This is a genomic window from Rhodoferax sp. OV413, assembly GCF_945881795.1.
Taxonomy (GTDB): domain Bacteria; phylum Pseudomonadota; class Gammaproteobacteria; order Burkholderiales; family Burkholderiaceae_C; genus Allorhodoferax.
The window spans coordinates 1-18,390 of the sequence record NZ_CAMCVG010000047.1 but is presented as its reverse complement, the minus strand read 5'-3'; the positions used below and the strand labels follow the sequence as shown (position 1 = coordinate 18,390).

At 61.3% G+C, this 18,390-nt stretch carries 20 protein-coding genes; 12 read left to right on the top strand and 8 right to left on the bottom strand.

Annotated features, from left to right (window positions below):
* Together Q0O05_RS07450 and arfB are read right to left on the bottom strand one after the other, a co-directional pair.
* Positions 1-177, bottom strand: a 177-nt coding sequence (locus Q0O05_RS07450) for a type II toxin-antitoxin system PrlF family antitoxin (RefSeq protein ID WP_293661720.1), incomplete at its 3' end; no start/stop codon positions are given.
* 460 nt (positions 178-637) lie between these two features.
* Positions 638-1,045: an alternative ribosome rescue aminoacyl-tRNA hydrolase ArfB gene (gene arfB / locus Q0O05_RS07445; protein WP_293661716.1), complete on the bottom strand. Its 408-nt coding sequence runs from the start codon at positions 1,043-1,045 to the stop codon at positions 638-640.
* Between the two features lie 62 nt (positions 1,046-1,107).
* On the opposite strand from arfB, the gene Q0O05_RS07440 reads away from it, so the two are divergent.
* Complete coding sequence (locus tag Q0O05_RS07440) at positions 1,108-1,263, top strand: hypothetical protein (protein ID WP_293661714.1); 156 nt, start codon at positions 1,108-1,110, stop codon at positions 1,261-1,263.
* Between the two features lie 4 nt (positions 1,264-1,267).
* On the opposite strand, the gene Q0O05_RS07435 is transcribed toward Q0O05_RS07440, so the two are convergent.
* From Q0O05_RS07435 to Q0O05_RS07425, 3 genes are all read right to left on the bottom strand, one after another.
* Positions 1,268-2,194 carry a PfkB family carbohydrate kinase gene (locus Q0O05_RS07435; protein ID WP_293661713.1) on the bottom strand — a complete coding sequence of 309 codons (927 nt, stop codon included), beginning with the start codon at positions 2,192-2,194 and terminating at the stop codon, positions 1,268-1,270.
* 10 nt (positions 2,195-2,204) lie between these two features.
* Positions 2,205-3,149 (bottom strand): ABC transporter permease, encoded by a 945-nt coding sequence (locus Q0O05_RS07430; RefSeq protein WP_293661711.1) that lies wholly within the window; start codon positions 3,147-3,149, stop codon positions 2,205-2,207.
* A 90-nt stretch (positions 3,150-3,239) separates the two neighbouring features.
* On the bottom strand, positions 3,240-4,196 hold the full coding sequence (locus Q0O05_RS07425; protein ID WP_293661709.1) for a sugar ABC transporter substrate-binding protein: 957 nt from the start codon (positions 4,194-4,196) through the stop codon (positions 3,240-3,242).
* Positions 4,197-4,362: 166 nt separating this feature from the next.
* Between Q0O05_RS07425 and Q0O05_RS07420 the strand changes: the two genes are divergently transcribed.
* From Q0O05_RS07420 to ntrC, 10 genes are all read left to right on the top strand, one after another.
* The gene (locus Q0O05_RS07420) at positions 4,363-5,151 is read left to right on the top strand and encodes an ATP-binding cassette domain-containing protein (protein WP_293661707.1); all 789 of its coding nucleotides are present in this window, start codon (positions 4,363-4,365) and stop codon (positions 5,149-5,151) included.
* Positions 5,145-5,582 carry an RbsD/FucU domain-containing protein gene (locus tag Q0O05_RS07415; RefSeq protein ID WP_293661705.1) on the top strand — a complete coding sequence of 146 codons (438 nt, stop codon included), beginning with the start codon at positions 5,145-5,147 and terminating at the stop codon, positions 5,580-5,582. The genes Q0O05_RS07420 and Q0O05_RS07415 overlap by 7 nt, the downstream gene beginning before the upstream one ends.
* A 124-nt stretch (positions 5,583-5,706) precedes the next feature.
* Positions 5,707-6,315, top strand: a complete 609-nt coding sequence (locus Q0O05_RS07410) for a transaldolase family protein (RefSeq protein WP_293661703.1) — start codon at positions 5,707-5,709, stop codon at positions 6,313-6,315.
* A 78-nt stretch (positions 6,316-6,393) separates the two neighbouring features.
* Positions 6,394-7,143 (top strand): 16S rRNA pseudouridine(516) synthase, encoded by a 750-nt coding sequence (locus Q0O05_RS07405; protein WP_293661701.1) that lies wholly within the window; start codon positions 6,394-6,396, stop codon positions 7,141-7,143.
* A 4-nt stretch (positions 7,144-7,147) separates the two neighbouring features.
* Positions 7,148-8,023 carry an EI24 domain-containing protein gene (locus tag Q0O05_RS07400; protein WP_293661699.1) on the top strand — a complete coding sequence of 292 codons (876 nt, stop codon included), beginning with the start codon at positions 7,148-7,150 and terminating at the stop codon, positions 8,021-8,023.
* The gene (locus Q0O05_RS07395) at positions 8,020-8,826 is read left to right on the top strand and encodes a molybdopterin-binding protein (RefSeq protein ID WP_293661697.1); all 807 of its coding nucleotides are present in this window, start codon (positions 8,020-8,022) and stop codon (positions 8,824-8,826) included. The genes Q0O05_RS07400 and Q0O05_RS07395 overlap by 4 nt, the downstream gene beginning before the upstream one ends.
* Positions 8,827-9,051: 225 nt before the next feature.
* Positions 9,052-10,467, top strand: coding sequence for a type I glutamate--ammonia ligase (gene glnA, locus Q0O05_RS07390; protein WP_293661696.1), 1,416 nt, complete (start codon positions 9,052-9,054; stop codon positions 10,465-10,467).
* Between the two features lie 96 nt (positions 10,468-10,563).
* Complete coding sequence (locus Q0O05_RS07385; protein WP_293661694.1) at positions 10,564-11,121, top strand: hypothetical protein; 558 nt, start codon at positions 10,564-10,566, stop codon at positions 11,119-11,121.
* 26 nt (positions 11,122-11,147) lie between these two features.
* Positions 11,148-12,197: a nitrogen regulation protein NR(II) gene (gene glnL / locus Q0O05_RS07380; protein ID WP_293661692.1), complete on the top strand. Its 1,050-nt coding sequence runs from the start codon at positions 11,148-11,150 to the stop codon at positions 12,195-12,197.
* A gap of 33 nt (positions 12,198-12,230) precedes the next feature.
* Positions 12,231-13,802, top strand: coding sequence for a nitrogen regulation protein NR(I) (gene ntrC, locus Q0O05_RS07375; RefSeq protein WP_293661690.1), 1,572 nt, complete (start codon positions 12,231-12,233; stop codon positions 13,800-13,802).
* A gap of 33 nt (positions 13,803-13,835) precedes the next feature.
* On the opposite strand, the gene Q0O05_RS07370 is transcribed toward ntrC, so the two are convergent.
* Positions 13,836-14,255 carry a hypothetical protein gene (locus Q0O05_RS07370; protein WP_293661688.1) on the bottom strand — a complete coding sequence of 140 codons (420 nt, stop codon included), beginning with the start codon at positions 14,253-14,255 and terminating at the stop codon, positions 13,836-13,838.
* Positions 14,255-16,465: a catalase/peroxidase HPI gene (gene katG / locus Q0O05_RS07365; protein ID WP_293661687.1), complete on the bottom strand. Its 2,211-nt coding sequence runs from the start codon at positions 16,463-16,465 to the stop codon at positions 14,255-14,257. Before katG ends, Q0O05_RS07370 begins: the two co-directional genes overlap by 1 nt.
* A gap of 265 nt (positions 16,466-16,730) precedes the next feature.
* On the opposite strand from katG, the gene Q0O05_RS07360 reads away from it, so the two are divergent.
* Entirely contained in the window at positions 16,731-17,636 is a 906-nt protein-coding gene (locus Q0O05_RS07360; RefSeq protein WP_293661685.1) for a hydrogen peroxide-inducible genes activator, read from the top strand.
* Positions 17,637-17,665: 29 nt separating this feature from the next.
* Here the strand turns inward: Q0O05_RS07360 and Q0O05_RS07355 are convergent, their stop codons facing one another.
* On the bottom strand, positions 17,666-18,163 hold the full coding sequence (locus tag Q0O05_RS07355) for an arsenate reductase ArsC (RefSeq protein ID WP_293661718.1): 498 nt from the start codon (positions 18,161-18,163) through the stop codon (positions 17,666-17,668).
* Positions 18,164-18,390 lie beyond the last annotated feature (227 nt).

The window sequence follows — 18,390 nt, the reverse complement described above, 5'->3', positions numbered from 1 at the left end:
CACCGGATCGTCGGCCTCCGCATCACTGGCGCGTGTCAGCACCACTTCGCCACTGGGGCGAATGACGTACTGAATCTTGTCGCGCTTACGCAGGCGCAGAGCACGGCGAACCGTTTCCGGCACGGTGGTCTGGTAACGATCGGTCAGCGTGGATTCGGCTTCAAGGGTGGCGGACATGGCGTGCTCCTGTGCAAGGTGTCTGATACGGCCATAGTAATGCATTTGCCTTGTCAGTGTCAATGCGATTGCATTGTATGTCATATGTAACGAGCCAGACCCAAGGGGCTTGCGGCGCGGACTGTGATGCCGAAGTTTTTTGCGTGAAGTGCTTAGAAATTAGGCATGGGAGCGTTGCGTACGGTTGAGGGTTTCACGGGTTTGCCGGAAAAGTCACGGGGGTTTACGGCAGAATATCAATGACCCCCTCGCAGCCATCAGGCGCCGTGAGAGTGTTGTTTGATGCGTGGTGTCGAGGCACCACCATACCCCCTGACAAAGGCCGCGAGGTTTGACCACCTGGCGGCCTTTTTATTTGTCTCAAAATCGCGCAAAATTCTGCCGTAGCCCTTATTCCGTAAGCGTCATTTGCTCCTATATTGATAGCAAGCACAAATACTCACAAAGACCCGCTAAACGTTTATTCACCAAGCCCGCCACTCCGCATCTGCTTGATGCCGCTGCGGATGGACTTGGCCTGCAGCCGGCGCTGCTTGGAGGCGAAAGTGGGGCGGGTGGCTTTGCGTTGTTGGGGTTCGATGGCTGCTGCGTCCAGGATGGCGCGCAGGCGGGCGTAGGCGTCTTGGCGGTTCATCTCGCGGGTGCGATGCTGTTGGGCCTTGAGTATCAGCACACCTTCTCGGGAAATGCGGCTGTCGGGGCTCTGCAGAAGGCGCTCTTTGACAGCGTCCGGCAAAGACGATGCGGGAATATCAAACCGCAGATGAATCGCGCTGGAAACCTTGTTAACGTTTTGCCCGCCCGCCCCTTGGGCGCGGATGGAGATGAGCTGCGCTTCAGCAAGAATGCGGTCAAAAAGAAAAGTCACGGCACACTGTTGGGGACGGTTAGACTGGCCCGCACCATACCACCACGAACAAGGATTTCGCCATGGCTAAAGGTCAACAAAAATCGAACAAAGAGTCCAAAAAGCCCAAAAAAGACAGCATCGCGCCCAAGCCGCTTTCGTCCGGCACCGCCGAGCCGGTGCGCCCGATGGTGACCACGACCGTCATGCCCCGCGGCAAGCTCAAAAACAAGGTCTGAAGACTCAGGCCGTCTGCAGCTGCGACTGTGTTTCCGCGTAAGTAGGCGGCTGGCAGCCAACCCGTGCGCAGTTGATGGCGGCAGCTTGCATGGCCTCGGCCAGAGTCTCTGCAACGCGGGCTTGGCCGCCGGGCTGGAGCACCCAGTCGGCCAGGCAATTGCCCCAGAAAGTGTCGCCCGCGCCCACGGTATCGACCACGGTGGTCGCGGGCACATCAGCATCTGCGCAGGCGCCGTCCACTTCCAGCCATGCGCCGCCTGCCCCGAAGGTGAGAGCAATGCGGCTTGCGCCCTGTTTTCGGAAAATCGCTGCAATCTGCGGGCCTTGGGCGCGGCTGGGGTTTTCCACTCCCAGAAGCTCCAGGTCTTCATCGCTGGCCTTGATCCAGTCAGCCTGCGCGGCGACCTGTTTGACAGCGTCTACGTAAGCTGCCAGATCGGCCGCAAGTTTGGGGCGCAGGTTCACATCCACGCTGATGGTCCAGCCAAGGGCCTTGGCGCCTTGCAGGATGGCGATCACCTTGGTGTGTTCAGGCGGCACCAAGAGCAGCGAGCCGGTGTGCAACACGCCTGGTTCGGTCGCTTTTAGCGGCTCCAGTACCGATTCCACGCTGTAATCGCGGTCGGCAATTCCTTCACGGTAGAAGCCATAGCTGGGCTGTCCGTTGGTGATTTGCACCACTGCCAGGGAGGTGGGCAGCCGGCTCGAGGGGGATACGACCTGCACACCGTCGCGCCGCAGTTGCTGCCCGAGTTGTTGGCCGAACCGGTCGGTCGAGAGCGGGTTCACATACCTAACGGATGCGCCGCGCAGCCCTGCGGCGCGGGCCATGTTGTAGGGGCTGCCGCCCATCAGGGGGCGCAGGCTGCCATCGGGCTGCGCCAGGCAGTCCATCAGCGCCTCGCCCAGAACCCAAATGCTCGTGCTCATTTTCTCGCGCTCATTTTTTCAGGAGACGTTGGCGACGGATCACGTCAATCCAGACTGCGATGATCACCACCGCGCCGATGGCCATCATCTGTTTGAACTGCGAAATCTCCATCAGGTTCATGCCATTGCGGATCATGGTGATTAGCACCGCGCCCAGCAAGCTGCCCCAGATGCTGCCGCGTCCGCCAAACAGCGAGGTCCCGCCCAAAATGACGGCCGCAATCGCGTCCAGTTCAAACATCTGGGCCATCTTGCCGCTGGACGAATCCATGCGCGCCATCAGCACCAGCGCGCCCAAAGCGCAGCTCAGGCCCGAGACCACATACACGCCCAGCTTGTACCAGCGGATGTTGATGCCTACCTGGCGTGCGCCCATCTCATTAGAGCCCATGGCATACACATAGCGGCCCAGCTTGGTGCTGGAAAGGATGAATGCCATGGTGACAAAGAAGATGCCGGTGATCCAGATGGGCATCGGCACACCCAGAAACTCGCCATAGCCAATGAAGGGCAGGGGGTCTGGCATGCCGGAGTTGTCGAAACCGCCGGTGGATTCGAACGCCAGCCCGCGCCACAGCGTGAGGCCGCCCAGCGTGACAATAAAAGAAGGGATGCCCACAAAGGCAACCAGATAGCCGTTAAATACGCCCACCGCTGCGCCAATGGCAAGCGCTGCGACGATGCACACATAGGGGTTGATGCCGAGCTTGATCATCATGTGGCCGGCCACTGCGCCCGCCAGAGCCGTCAGGGCGCCCACTGCCAGATCGACGCCGCCGGTCAAAATCACAAAAGTCTGGCCGCCTGCCAGCAGCGCAATCACCGAGGCCTGCACCAGAATGTTGGACAAATTGCCGGTGGTCAGAAAGTAGGGGGACGCAACGGTCAGCAGTGCGCCCAGAACCAACACGGCGACAAGGGCGCCATACCATTCCTGGCGGGTGATGGACTTCATGAAATCTATTCCTCAAATAAAAAAATGACGACCGCTCTGCAGCGGTCGTCTGATGCCCGGCCGCAAGCCGCCGGGCAGGTAAGCCAAAGCTTATTTCACCTTCATGAACTGGGCGACGCCGGAGTCCTTGGCGAATTGGTCCACGTTGGAAGGCAGCACCAGGAAGGAGCCGGTGTCGATGCGGGCGTCCACGTTCTTGCCTTCAGCTGCAGCGATAGCGGTTTCCACGCCCACTTGGCCGATCTTGGCCAGCATTTGCGCGGCGTTGGCCGATTGCCAGCCTTGCTTCATCATGTCCAGGCCGCCGGGGGAGCCGTCAAAGCCGGCGATCTTTACGTCGCCAGCCTTCTTGCCGGCAGCCATCAGAGCAGCCTTGGCACCCAGAGCGCCACCGTCCCATGCGCAGGCAATAACCTTGGCAGTCGGGTTGGCGCGCAGCGCAGTTTCCACACCGTTTTGGGCCATGGTCTGGTCCCAGGTGGTGGCAACTTCAACCACTTTCACGTTCTTGCGCTTGGCGTTCAGGCCGTCCAGGAAACCCTTCTTGCGCTCCTGGCCGGTGGATTGACCTTGGTCGCCGGTCACATAGATCACGGTGTCGCCGTCCTTGACTTGGCCGGCAGCCCAGTCGCCTTGGACCATAGCGGCCTTGATGTTGTCGGTAGCCACGTAGGAAGTGATCTTGGCGCCGGTGATGCCGGTGTCCACAGCCACCACCTTGATGCCGGCAGCCAGTGCCTTGTTGATAGCGGGTGCAATGCCTGCGCTGTCTACGGGGGCGATGGCGATCGCGTTGACCTTGCGGGTGATCATGTCTTCAACGATGGCCAGTTGCTTGGACAGTTCGCCCTTTTCAGCTGCCAATTCGATGAACTTCACGCCGGCCTTTTGGCCAGCCTTCTTCGCGCCACCGTTAATCAGCGTCCAACCTTCGTTGGTGTTGCCGTTGGTGATGTAAGCGATGGTGGTTTCTGCCGCAGCGGCAGACATCAGGCCAGCGGTGGCCATCGCGATGGCCAAGCGGCCCAGCATACGTTTGGTGATCATTCGTTATCTCCGTCTAAGGTTGAATTAGCAGCCGCAGTGGATTCCATGGCTTGCTGGGTCCGGATTACAACAGATTTTCTCTTAAATAAATCTAGTAGTTTTACTAATAGGGTTTGGGGAAGTTCTATGGCATGCTCGGCACCAAATTTTCTAAACAGGTCCCCCCATGACAACCACCCAAGCAGTCCTGCAGATCAAGAATCTGACCAAACACTACGGCGGCGTGAAGGCGCTAACTGACGCTAACTTCCGGCTTTTACCGAGCGAACATGCGGCCATCGTCGGTGATAACGGTGCTGGCAAGAGCACCTTCGTGCGCCTGATTACCGGCGTCGAACAGCCCAACTCCGGGGAAATTACCCTCGACGATCAAGTCGTGCACTTCAGCTCGCCGCTGGACGCACGGGACCAAGGCATCGAGACCGTTTACCAAACCTTGGCCTTGGCCGAAGACCTTGATGTGCCTGCCAACATCTTTCTGGGCCGCGAAATCACCCGCCTGTCGCTCGGCCCCTTGTCGGTGCTCAACCACAAGGCTATGCGCGAGCAATCGGCCAGCATGTTGTCCACCACTGGGGTGAAGATTCAGGACATGTCGGAGAGCCTGCGCGGCATGTCCGGCGGTCAGCGCCAGTGTGTGGCTATCGCCCGCGCAGCCGGATTTGCCAAGAAACTTATCATTCTTGACGAGCCCACCGCCGCCTTGGGTGTGGCCGAAACCGCACGCGTGGAACAAATCATCAAAGGCCTCAAGCAGCAGGGCATTCCGCTGATCATCATCAGCCACAACTTGCGCCAGGTGTTTGACCTGGTGGATCGCATCTGGGTGTTCCGCCAGGGCCGCATTATTTGCAGCCGCCTGACCCGCGAGACCAGCCCCGAGGAAATCGTGGGCCTGATTACCGGCGTCATCAACCCCGCTTCCTTGACCTCCGAGGAGGCTGTCACATGTTGAGAGGCCTCGACCCCTTACTAACCCCCGAACTGCTCATGCACTTGTGCGCCATGGGCCACGGTGAATGGGTCGCGGTGGTGGATGCCAACTTCACTGCCGACTATCTGGGCAAAGGCAAAGCGCTGGTGCGCCTGCCGGGCCACAGCCTGGAGCGGGTGAGCCGCGCTGTGCTGTCGGTCTTCCCGCTGGCCGCGGACGTTGACTGCCCCGCAGCCTACATGCGGGTGTGCAACAGCCCCGAGGGCCACCGCACCGCAGCTCAAAGCGCCGTGGTGGACTTGCTGTCGGGTGAGGGCCTGCCTGCGGAGCGGGTGGAGGCGGTGGAGCGGTTCGCCTTTTACGAAAAAATCAATGGCGCGAGCTTTATTGTTCAAAGTGGGGAAGCCACCGCCTACGGCAACGCCATGTTCTGCAAGGGCGTTATTCTCTAGAAGTATCTGCCGGCGACCTCCGGCAGCGATTGAGTCCAGGGAGCGCGTTATCTCCACCATCTATCTCGATTCGGCGCGGGCTGATGCCTGGGCGCTGCCTGCCGGCTGCCCGCCGGTGCAGGGCGTGACCACCAACCCCACCCTGGTGCATCAGGCCGGCTTGCCGGTGTCGTTAAACACCTATCTGGGTTTGATTGCGGCGGTGGCAGACCACGGACTGCGCGAGCTGATGGTGCAGCTGCCCGACAACAGCCCTTCGCAGGCGCGGGAATGGCTGCGCGCCTTGCAACCGGCGGCCGCCACTCGGGGCGTAGTGCTCACCATCAAGCTGCCCTGCGCCCCGGAGTGGGAGGCGTGTATCGACGCGGTGCGGGCCGAGCAGCAGGCTATTCTGCTCACCGGCTTGTCGAATGCGGTGCAGCTGCTGTGGGCGCGGCACAAGGGCGTGCAATATGTGGCGCCTTATGTGGGGCGGCTGGCCAACGACGGGCGCAATGTCTGGGCGCTCATGGAGGCCTGCGTCGCGGTGCAGTCCGCCAGCCCCCAGGCGCCCCGCTTGCTGGCCGCCAGCATCAAAACCCCCGAAGTGCTGGCGCAGCTGTTGGCGGTGGGGGCTGCGGCGGTTACCCTGCCGCCGGCAAGCCTTGCCGCCTGGTGCACCGACCCGCTCACCGAGGCGGCGGTGCAGCAGTTCGCGCGCGATACCCAGGCCAGCCTCGCTGCCGCCGGGTAGCAGTCCCGCGCGGCGGGACCCCGTCGTGACGTCCCAACGCAGGCCGCTTGCGCAGCCTTCGCTGCCATACTAGCGCCTATGCAATTGCAGGAAATTCTCTACACCCAGGGCTTTGGAACGCGCCGTGTTTGCGCCGGCCTGATCCAACAGGGTTTGGTGCAAGTTTATGTGCCAAATACGGCTCCAGAACCCGTCGTTATTGCGGATGCAGCTACTGAATTCGTAGCAGAAGGCTTGCGCTTTCGAGTGCAGGGGGTGGACTGGCCTTATGCCGAGCGGGCCTACCTGATGCTGCACAAGCCCGCCGGCACCGAGTGCTCGCAAAAGCCGTCCACCTACCCCAGCATTTACACCCTGCTTCCCAGCCCGCTGCGCATGCGACCTCAGAAAGCGGCGGTGCAGGGCGTGCAGGCGGTGGGCCGGCTGGACCAGGACACCACCGGCATGCTGCTGCTCACCGACGACGGCAAGTTCATTCACCGCATGAGCTCGCCCAAGCACCATGTGCCCAAGGTATACGAAGTCACGGTCAAACACCCGCTGGACGACAAGCAGGTCAGCAAGCTGCTCAGCGGCGTGGTGCTCGACGACGATCCCCAACCCGTGCGCGCCGCCGCCTGCGAGGCGGTGAACGAGTTCCACCTGCGGCTCACCCTGACAGAGGGCAAGTACCACCAGGTCAAGCGCATGCTGGCGGCGGTGAGCAACCGGGTGGAGCGTCTGCACCGTTCGCGTATCGGCGGTGTGGCGCTGCCGGACGACCTGGCCCCGGGCCAGTGGCGCTGGCTGAGTGCGGACGAAATTTCTGCAGTGCAGGCCAAGGAGTAAGCCCATGCCCGCGGTATTGGATGCGTTTTTGCGATCGCTCATCTACTGCCTGCATCCGCGGGTGATCGGTTGGTCTCTGCTGCCTTTTGCGCTGATGGTGAGCCTTATCAGCGCGCTGGGGTATTGGTACCTCGATGGTGTGCTGGCAAGCGTGAACCAGCTGCTGGAAACGATGAACTGGTTGCAAGTTTTGTGGGGCTGGCTCGAGACGGTGGGTGCGGGCAAGCTAAAGACGGTGCTGGTGCCGCTGGTGGTGATCGCTTTGCTCACGCCGATGGTGTTGATGGCCAGCTTGCTGGTGGTGGCACTTCTGGCGGCGCCTTGGCTGGTGCAGTGGGTCGCGGCGCGCCGCTTCCCCGGGCTGGAAAAGCGGGGCCGGGTCTCGCACCTGGCCAGTGCAGGTTGGGCGCTGATGTCGATTGCCGCGGCCTTGCTGGCCTTGGTGCTGTCGGTGCCGTTGTGGTTTATTCCGCCGCTGGTGCTGGTGTTGCCGCCCATGATCTGGGGCTGGCTGACCTACCGGGTCATGGCCTATGACGCGCTGGCCGGCCACGCTACCCCGGACGAGCGCCGCGAGATTTTTTACCGCCACCGCTGGGCGCTTTTGGGCATGGGCGTGTTTGCCGGTTATCTGGGTGCTGCGCCCAGCATGGTCTGGTCGCTGGGGTTCCTGGCGGTGGCCATGGCGCCGTTTTTGGTGCCTGTGTCCATCTGGCTCTACACCCTGGTGTTTATTTTTTCTTCCCTCTGGTTCGCCCACTTTTGCCTTGGCGCCTTGCATCGGCTGCGCGTAGAGCAGTCGGCTGATGCCGCTGACGCAGCCCGCAGCCACAACCGGCGCCACGACGACCCCGCCCCCCTGGAGATTGAGCAGTTATGAAATTCGGCGTCATCATCATCGGAGACGAAATCCTCTCGGGCAAGCGCGCCGACAAGCATCTGGCCAAAGCCATCGAGCTGCTGGGCGCGCGCGGCTTGCAGCTGGCCTATGCGCACTACGTGGGTGACGAGCCTGAGCGCATCACCGCCACGCTGGCCGCCGCTTTTGCCTCCGGCGACACGGTGTTTTCTTTTGGTGGCATCGGCGCTACGCCCGACGACCACACCCGCCAATGCGCCGCCCGCGCGCTGGGTAAGGGGCTGGCCCTGAGCGACGAGGCCCAGGGTCTCATCCTGCAACGTATGAAGGAGGTGGCCGAGGAGCAGGGCCAGCCCTTCGCCCCCGAGCGCCCCGACAACATTCACCGCCTGCAAATGGGCATGTTCCCCGAAGGCGCGTCCATCATTCCCAACCCCTACAACAAGATTCCGGGCTTCAGCCACGCCGGCGCGGGGCAGGGCAGGGTGTACTTTGTGCCGGGCTTTCCGGTGATGGCATGGCCCATGGTGGAGTGGGCGCTGGATTCGCACTGCAGCGACTGGTTTCAGGCCGGCGCCTGGGCGGAGCAGTCGGTCATCGTGTTCGGGGCGATGGAGTCCTTGCTGACCCCGCTGATGGAGCAGCTCGAGCGGCACCATCCAGTCAAGGTCTTCAGCCTTCCCAGTGTGGACCACCCCCAGTACGGCCGCCACATTGAGCTCGGCGTCAAAGGCAAGCCCGCCGACCTATCCGCCGCCTACACCGAGCTGCTGGAGGGCCTCAGGGCGCTGGAGATGCCACTGGGCCCCGAGTTGGTGCACTGAAAGTAAGCCTCGTTTTGGTGCGCACGAGTGTTTGCACCATCGTGGTGCAGATTCGGCGGCCTGTGCTGCGGGCCGGGAATTCTTTGCCATTCGTGTGTCATAAAAGCCGCCCAAAAGAGGCAAAATAGGGCGTTTGCCTCATCTGCTTTGGCGAGTGCTTTGGCACAAAAGCTGCATTAACTGGCAGGCAAACCCTTTTTTACAACCGTGCAACAGGAGCATTTGATGGCCAAGACCGTCGCAGACGTGATGACACTGGTGAAAGAAAATGAAGTCAAGTTCGTTGACTTCCGTTTCACCGATACCCGCGGTAAAGAACAGCACGTGACCGTGCCGATTTCCGCTTTCGACGAAGACAAGTTCACCTCCGGCCACGCATTCGATGGTTCTTCCATTGCCGGCTGGAAAGGCATTGAAGCCTCCGACATGCAGTTGATGCCCGACCCCAACACGGCCAACATCGACCCCTTCTTCGAAGAAACCACTCTGTTCCTGCAATGCGACGTGGTAGAGCCCTCCGACGGCAAGGCCTACGACCGCGACCCCCGCTCCATCGCCAAGCGCGCTGAAGCCTTCCTGAAGGCCTCCGGCCTGGGCGACACGGCTTACTTCGGCCCCGAGCCGGAATTCTTCATCTTCGACGGCGTGCGTTGGGCCAACGAACCCGGCAATGTGCATTTCGCCATTGACGAATACGAAGCCCCCTGGAACTCCGGTAAGGTGCTCGAAGGCGGTAACCGCGGTCACCGTCCCACCACCAAGGGCGGCTACTTCCCCGTGCCACCCGTGGACAGCACGCAAGACATGCGCGCCGAAATGTCCCTGATCCTCGAATCCCTGGGCATCCCCGTTGAAGTGTTCCACCACGAAGTGGCCGGCGCCGGTCAAAACGAAATCGGCACCAAGTTCTCCACGCTGGTAGAGCGCGCTGACTGGACACAAAACCTGAAGTACGTGGTCTGGAACGTGGCCAACGCCTACGGCAAGACCGCCACCTTCATGCCCAAGCCCTACGCCGGCGACAACGGAAGCGGCATGCACGTGCACCAGTCCATCTGGAAAGACGGCAAGAACCTGTTCGCCGGCGACGGCTATGCCGGTCTGTCCGACTTCGCGCTGTACTACATCGGCGGCATCATCAAGCACGCCCGTGCCCTGAACGCCATCACCAACCCCGGCACCAACAGCTACAAGCGCCTGGTTCCGGGCTTCGAAGCCCCGGTGAAGTTGGCTTACTCGGCGCGTAACCGCTCCGCGTCCATCCGCATTCCCTTTGTGGCAAACCCTAAGGGCCGCCGCATCGAAGCGCGCTTCCCCGATCCATCCGCCAACCCCTACCTCGCCTTCTCTGCATTGATGATGGCGGGTCTGGATGGCGTGGAAAACAAGATCCACCCCGGCGAAGCCGCTACCAAGGACCTCTACCATCTGCCCCCCGAGGAAGATGCCAAGGTGCCAACCGTGTGCCACAGCCTGGACCAGGCGCTGGAACACCTGGACAAGGGTCGTTCGTTCCTGACCAAGGGCGGCGTGTTCTCCGACTCCATGATCGATGCCTACATCGAGCTGAAGATGGGTGAAGTGACCCGTTTCCGCATGGCGCCTCACCCTGTCGAATACGACATGTACTACAGCCTGTAAAAACAGGACTTCATTGCTACGCTGCAAAGCTTTCGCAATGCAAAGAGAAAGGACGGCGCAAGCCGTCCTTTTTTTTGTTCAGCCATACTCCTGCCCATGACATTCCACTACCTTATTTTTGTGCTTTTGGCCGCGGCCAGCGCAGGCTCGGTAGCGCAGGGCGTGATTTACCGTTGCGGGAACGAGTACACCAACAACGTCTCGGAAGAGCGCGCAAAAAGCTGCACGGTTTTTTCGGGCGGCAATGTCACCATCGTGCAGTCGCCCAAATCGGTTGCCCCCGCAGCAGCTGGCGGCTCTGCGGCCAATTCAGCTGGAAACACGGCGGGTGCCACAGCCGGTAACTCCGCTGGAAGGAGCAGCCCGGCCCCCGCCAGCGCCGCGCGTGTGGACTCTGCGGATCAGCGCACCAAAGACTCCGATGCCCGCCTGATTCTGGAGGCCGAACTGAGAAAAGCCGAAGCCCGCCAGCTCGAGCTGCAACGGGAATACAACAACGGGGAACCTGAAAAGCTGGGCCCCGAGACCCGCAATTACCAAAAATACCTCGACCGCCTGGCCGGAATCAAAGCCTCGCTCTCGCGCAATGAGAGTGACATTGCCGGTATCCGGCGTGAGTTGGGTCGATTGCCCGCCCCGCAGGCCAGACAGTAGCGCCCCCGGCAGAGGCGGACTCAAGCATGGAGCGTTTCCATTCCTTTGACTTTCTGGCCACGCTGGTGGCGGTGGTATCGCCCGATGCGTCGGTCCGGTTCTCGAATGCCGCCCTGGAAGACGCCTTGGGCATCTCGCGGCGCACCATCGTTGGCTCCAACATGGCAGACCTGTTTGCCGAGCCGGCCCAACTGCACAGCGCGCTCGAGGGCGCGGTCGACAACGCCTTTGCCGCACTGCGCTACGACGCATGGCTCAAGCGGGCGGGGTTGGATGCGATGCCGGTACATGTGATCGTGACGCGCACCGAGCAAGCCAACGACATCATCGTTGAGCTGGTGCCGCTGGAGCAGCAAACCCGGCAGGACCGCGAGGAGCGCCTGGCCGAGCAGGCCCAAACCAACAAGGAACTGATCCGCAACCTTGCCCACGAGATCAAGAACCCCCTGGGCGGCATCCGGGGCGCGGCGCAGTTGCTGGAAATGGAGATGAATTCGCCTGAGATGACCGAATACACCCAGGTCATCATCCGCGAGGCGGACCGGCTGCAAAGCCTGGTGGACCGCCTGCTGGCGCCGCACCGGCGGCCACATCTGGTGGGCGATGTGAACATTCACGAGGTGTGTGAGCGGGTGCGTTCGCTCATTCTTGCCGAGTTTCCGAAGGGGCTGCGGGTGGTACGGGACTACGACACCTCCATCCCCGAGTTTCGGGGCGACCGCGAGCAGCTGATTCAAACTGTGCTCAACGTCGCCCATAACGCCTGCGAAGCGCTGGTGGAGCGCATTGCGCAGGGCGATGCCACCGTGACTTTCAAGACCCGGGTTACGCGGCAGGTTACGTTTGGCAAGCAGCGTTACCGGTTGGCATTGGAATTGCATGTACTGGACAACGGACCCGGCGTGCCGGATTCGATCAGAGACCGCATTTTTTACCCGCTGGTGTCGGGCAGGGACGGCGGCTCCGGGCTGGGGCTCACATTGGCGCAAACCTTTGTGCAGCAGCATCACGGACTGATCGAAGTCGACAGCGTGCCAGGCCGTACGGATTTCAAGATTTTGATTCCGTTACCGTAAACCGGCTATTCAGCAACCAGGGTGCCACACAACATGAAGCCGATTTGGATCGTAGATGATGACCAGTCCATCCGCTTTGTGCTGGAGAAAGCGCTGCTGCGCGAACAACTTCCCACGCGCAGCTTCTCCAATCCGCGCGATGTGCTGGCTGCACTCAGCACCGCCTCCGACGACGAGAGCCCGCAAATTCTGGTGAGCGATATCCGCATGCCGGGCGGCTCCGGTCTCGATTTGCTTGAAAAAGTCAAAGCCAAACACCCCGGGCTTCCGGTCATCATCATGACCGCGTTCTCCGACCTCGACAGCGCGGTCAGCGCCTTTCAGGGCGGCGCGTTTGAGTACCTGCCCAAGCCCTTTGACTTGCCCAAGGCGGTGGAGCTGATTCGCCGTGCGGTGGAAGAAAGCCAGCGCGAGGAGGTGGCTGAAGAACGCATGGCCGAGTCTCCCGAAATGCTGGGTCAGGCGCCCGCCATGCAGGACGTCTTCCGCGCCATCGGACGGCTCTCGCAAAGCAACGTCACCGTCATGATCACCGGCGAATCCGGCTCCGGCAAAGAGCTGGTGGCCCGCGCCCTGCACAAACATTCACCTCGCGCAGACGGCCCGTTTGTGGCCATCAATACCGCGGCTATTCCCAAGGACCTGCTCGAGAGCGAGCTGTTCGGTCACGAGCGGGGTGCCTTTACCGGCGCGCAAACCATGCGCCGCGGCCGCTTCGAGCAGGCGGATGGCGGAAGCTTGTTTCTGGACGAAATCGGCGATATGCCGTTTGAGCTGCAAACCCGGCTTCTGAGGGTGTTGAGCGACGGGCACTTTTACCGCGTGGGCGGACACAGCGCCGTCAAGTCGAATGTGCGGGTGATTGCCGCCACCCACCAGAATCTGGAGCAGCGCGTCAAAGACGGCGTGTTCCGGGAAGACTTGTTTCACCGTCTGAACGTCATCCGCCTGCGCCTGCCGGCCCTGCGCGAACGCAAGGAAGATGTGAGCATGCTGACGCGCCACTTCCTGCAGCAAAGCGCCAAGCAGCTCGGCGTGGAGCCCAAACGTATCTCGGACGCGGCGTTGGGTTGGCTGGAGGGCTTTGGCTTTCCGGGCAATGTGCGCCAGCTGGAGAACATCTGCCACTGGCTGACCGTGATGGCGCCCGCGCAAGTGATTGAACGCAAAGACCTTCCGCCCGAAGTGAGTGATGGTCGCCCGGCGGGCAGCGAGGCGCTACTTGCCGCTCCTTCGCCGCTGGTGCCGCCGGCACGCACAGACGGGCATGGCCCCGGGTTTGAGTCGGCTCAGCCCGTCATTCCTGGGGTGGGTACGCTCGACACATCGGACGCAGATGGCGATGAGTCGTCGAACCCGCCGGCGCACGCGTCTGTGGAACAAGGCGCCCCGGGAGGTTGGGAGTCGGAGCTGGAAGCAGAAGCGGTGGCCTTGCTGAACGCGGGCCAGCCGGAGGTGTGGGACATCCTGATCCGCCGGTTCGAGTCACGCCTGATTGTGGCCGCCCTGGCGAACACCAAAGGCCGCCGCATCGAAGCCGCGCAAAAGTTAGGCCTCGGCCGCAACACCATCACCCGCAAGATTCAGGAGCTGGGGCTGGAATAGTTGATAGGGCCTGACCGCTCGGCGGTGAGCGGGTCAGTGCAATCCGAACTGCTCCAACTGAAATTCGTGAATGCTCATCCGGGATTTGATCCACCCGGAAACCTCGTCTGAAGTGGCGGAGTCCGCGAGCAGAGCCTCGTAAGCGCGGTGGAGCTCTCTCAAGTTGAACTGGTAGTTCAAGCTCCGGGGCAACTCATGCACCCTGCGGTGCAGGGCCTGATCCGTCACGCAGATGCCCATCGATTCGGCCATCGCCCGGGCACCTTTGAGCTCTTTCGCAAGATCGTTGGCGACAGTGACGGGGCGCCGAACTCCTTGCGAACGCAACTGGCATTGCAAGTGTTCAGCCCCCACCTCTTCAATCACCAGCATCAGCCGCGCTTGCAGGTCTATCCAGCGGGCCGACACCTGCAGGTGCGCGGCCTCAACGGGTAAGGCCGCGCTCTTCTGCATCACAGGTCGAAACGATCGAGGTTCATCACCTTGGTCCAGGCGGCAACAAAGTCCTTCACGAACTTGGCCTTGTTGTCTTCCTGCGCGTAGGCTTCGGCAATGGCCCGCAGCTGCGAGTTGGAGCCGAAGACGAGGTCTGCGCGGGTGGCGGTCCACTTCGCGGCACCTGTCTTGCGATCGGTGCCCTGGTAGGCGTTGTCGCCAGTGGGCTTCCACGCTGTTGCCATGTCGACCAGGTTGACAAAGAAGTCGTTGGTCAACTGGCCCGGGCGCTTCGTAAAGACGCCCGCCTGGGAGCCGGCCACGTTCGCACCCAGCACCCGCAGGCCACCGACCAGCACGGTCATTTGGGGGGCGCTCAGGGTCAAGAGCTGTGCCTTGTCCAGGAGCATCTGCTCCGGAGTCACGTTGTACGCATTTTTACGGTAGTTTCGGAAGCCGTCTGCCACAGGTTCAAGAACCGCGAACGATTCCACGTCTGTTTGTTCCTGCGTGGCGTCGGCGCGTCCGGGGGCAAAAGGCACCACCACGGCATGACCTGCAGCTTTGGCCGCAGCTTCAACACCCGCATTGCCGGCCAGCACGATCAGATCGGCCATCGAGACCTTCTTGCCACCTGCGGCGCTGGAATTGAAAGCTTGTTGGATGCCCTCAAGTGCAGCCAGAACCTTGGCCAGCTGTGCGGGCTGATTGGCTTCCCAATCCTTCTGAGGCGCCAAGCGTATGCGTGCTCCGTTGGCACCACCGCGCCGATCGGATCCACGGTAGGTAGAGGCGGAGGCCCAGGCGGTGGATACCAGTTCGGACACAGAGAGCCCGGTGGCGAGCACCTGCGCCTTCAGTGCTTCGACGTCTTTGGCGTCGATCACGGCATGGGTAACTGCCGGAATCGGGTCCTGCCAGATCAGGTCTTCGGCGGGCACCTCAGGTCCGAGATACAGGCCCTTGGGACCCATGTCGCGGTGGGTCAGCTTGAACCAGGCGCGGGCGTAGGCGTCAGCAAACTCGTCGGGGTTGGCCAGGAAGTGGCGCGAGATTTTTTCGTAGGCCGGGTCCAGCTTCAACGACATGTCGGCGGTGGTCATGTGTGGCGGGTGCATCTTGCTGGGGTCGTGCGCGTCGGGGATCATGTCCTCGGGTGCCACGTTCTTGGCGCGCCACTGGATTGCGCCGGCCGGGCTCTTGACCTGTTCCCAGTCGTACTTGAACAGGACCTTGAAGTAGCCCATGTCCCAGGTGGTGGGATTGGGTTTCCATGCGCCCTCGAATCCGCTGGTGGTGGTGTCTCCGCCCTTGCCGCTGCCGTGTGTGTTGATCCAGCCGAAGCCCATTTCTTCGATGGCTGCTCCTTCGGGCTCGGGGCCGACCTTGGCCGGATCGCCTGCGCCGTGCATCTTGCCAAAGGTGTGGCCGCCGGCCACCAGGGCGACGGTTTCGTAGTCGTTCATGGCCATGCGGGCAAAGGTCTCACGCACATCGCGACCGGAGGCGATAGGGTCGGGGTTGCCGTCCGGACCTTGTGGGTTCACATAGATCAGGCCCATTTGCACGGCGGCCAGGGGTGTTTCCAGTTGGCGGTCGCCGCTGTAACGGCTGTTGGGCTTGTCGCTGGTTGCCAGCCACTCTGTTTCCGAGCCCCAGTAGATGTCTTCTTCAGGCGCCCAGGTGTCGGCACGGCCGCCGCCGAAACCGAAGGTCTTGAAGCCCATGGTTTCCATGGCCACGTTGCCGGCGAGCACAAACAGATCCGCCCAGGAGATGGCATTGCCGTACTTCTGCTTGATGGGCCAGAGCAGGCGACGGGCCTTGTCCAGGTTGCCGTTGTCGGGCCAGCTGTTGAGGGGCGCAAAGCGTTGGTTGCCGGTGTTGGCGCCGCCGCGGCCGTCGGCTGTGCGGTAGGTGCCCGCTGCGTGCCAGGCCATACGGATCATCAGTCCGCCGTAGTGACCCCAATCAGCAGGCCACCAGTCCTGGTTCTGGGTCATGAGGTCGGCCAGGTCCTTCTTCATTGCCGGGTAGTCCAGCTTCTTGAAGGCCTCTGCGTAGCTGAAGTCTGGATCCATCGGGTTGGAAACAGGCTGATGCTGATGCAGGATGGACAGGTTGAGCTGGTTAGGCCACCAGTCTGCATTGGATTGAGCGCCGTGCGTTGCGCGGGCGCCGCCTGCTGCGTGGAACGGGCATTTAGAAACGTCTGTGCTTTGACTCATGGTGATCTCCTGGACGGGTTACGGTTTTAACGGAAGAAATTGAATAAGGTCCGCTTCAGAATGTCAGCGTCACCGCTGCAAGCATTTCGGGAATGCTCCATTCATCCGAGGCTGGTATGACTCGACTCTTTGCGTCTCCTACAAAGGCCTTTATGGGTAGGCCTTGGAAAGATTATTGGAGTATTCGAGGAATCGTCTAAATGAATTATTTCAATAAAATCTATCTATAAATTAGATTACCAGTCACACTGTAAGAGCCACTCCCATGTCCACTTTGCCTTCCCTCAAACAGCTGCGATACCTGCTGGCGCTGGCTGAGCATCTCAACTTCACGCGCGCGGCGCAGGCCAGCTTTGTGAGCCAATCGACGCTGAGCACCGGGCTCAAGGAGCTGGAATCGACGCTCGGCGTGCAACTGGTGGAGCGCGACAAGCAGACGGTGTCATTCACGCCGATCGGGGCGGAGGTCGTGGCCCGGGCGCGGCAGGTGCTGGCCTCGGCGGAAGACTTGAGCGACTTTGTGGCCGACGCAGCCCGCCCGATGCAAAAGCAGTTGCGCTTGGGCGTGATTCCGACCATTGCGCCTTTCGTGTTGCCCAATCTCATGCCGCTGTTGCGCGTGAAATTCCCGCAGCTTCAACTGGCCATGCGGGAAGACTTGACCGCCAACCTGATGGCCCGCCTGCACAGCCGGCAACTCGACTTTGCGCTGATCGCGCTGCCCTACCAGACGGAGGACTTGCGGGTCTTGAAACTCTACGAGGACAAGTTCTGGCTGGTGGAGTTGGAAAACGATAGCTCCAGCAGCGGCAAAGCTATCCAAATCAGCAGCCAATGGACCGAGCGGCTTATCCTGCTGGAGGAGGGGCATTGCCTGCGGGATCACAGCCTGCAAGCCTGCAGCGCGACCGAGGTGGCCGGGGTCAAGGGCATCGAAGTCACCAGCTTGCTCACCCTGGTGCAGATGGTGTCATCCGGACTGGGGGTTGCCCTGTTGCCCGAGCTGGCGATCCAAAGCGGTCTTCTCAACGGGTCGTCTCTTCAGGCCCGGCCGCTGGCGCCGCCTGCTCCGGTGCGCACGATTGCGCTGGTGACCCGGCCCACCTCTGCGCACATGGCGGAGTTCGAGGCCATCGCGGATCTCATTGCGGCGGCGAGTCGCCAAGATTAGGCGTTTCAGTAGGCCCTGAGCCTGGCGCGTCACATCACCTTGCCAATTTCATCCATTTTGGCTTTTAGACTCAGGCGATCCAGAGAGGGTGTCGGCAAGGAGTTGAATAATTCGATGCGCTTGCGCATGACGGCTGCGGTCTTGCGGAATGCGAGGCGTTTCTCTTCATCGGAACCTGTGACAGCCGCAGGGTCATCGACACCCCAATGCGCGGACATGGGGTGCCCGGGCCAATAGGGGCACTGCTCGCCAGCCGCTTGATCACACACAGTAATTACGTAGTCCATCACCGGCGCATCCGGCGAAGAAAACTCATCCCAGGATTTGCTCCTTAGCCCTTCCGTTGAAAAACCGTTGGCGTTCAAAAATTCAATCGCAAAAGGGTTCACGGTGCCGTTGGGGTGACTTCCAGCAGAAAAGGCTTTGAATTTGCCCTGTGCTATGGCGTTGAGTTGCACCTCGGCCAAGATGCTTCGTGCGGAATTCCCCGTACACAGGAATAACACGTTATAGGGTTGTTCGCGCATGGTGTCCTCTTTCGTTAAGTTGGGCAGTGATAGTGAATTCTTGCCGCTGGGAACGAGTTCGCAGGTTTCCCCGCTGCAGCAGTTTTCGGTGAGGTAACCGATGAGCTCATTCATCGCGATGAAATTGGCGCTGTAGTAAATTTTTCTACCGTCCGGTCGGGCAGAGATCAGGCTAGCGTGCGTCAACTCTTTGATGTGAAAAGACAGCGGCGGGGCTGCTATGCCCA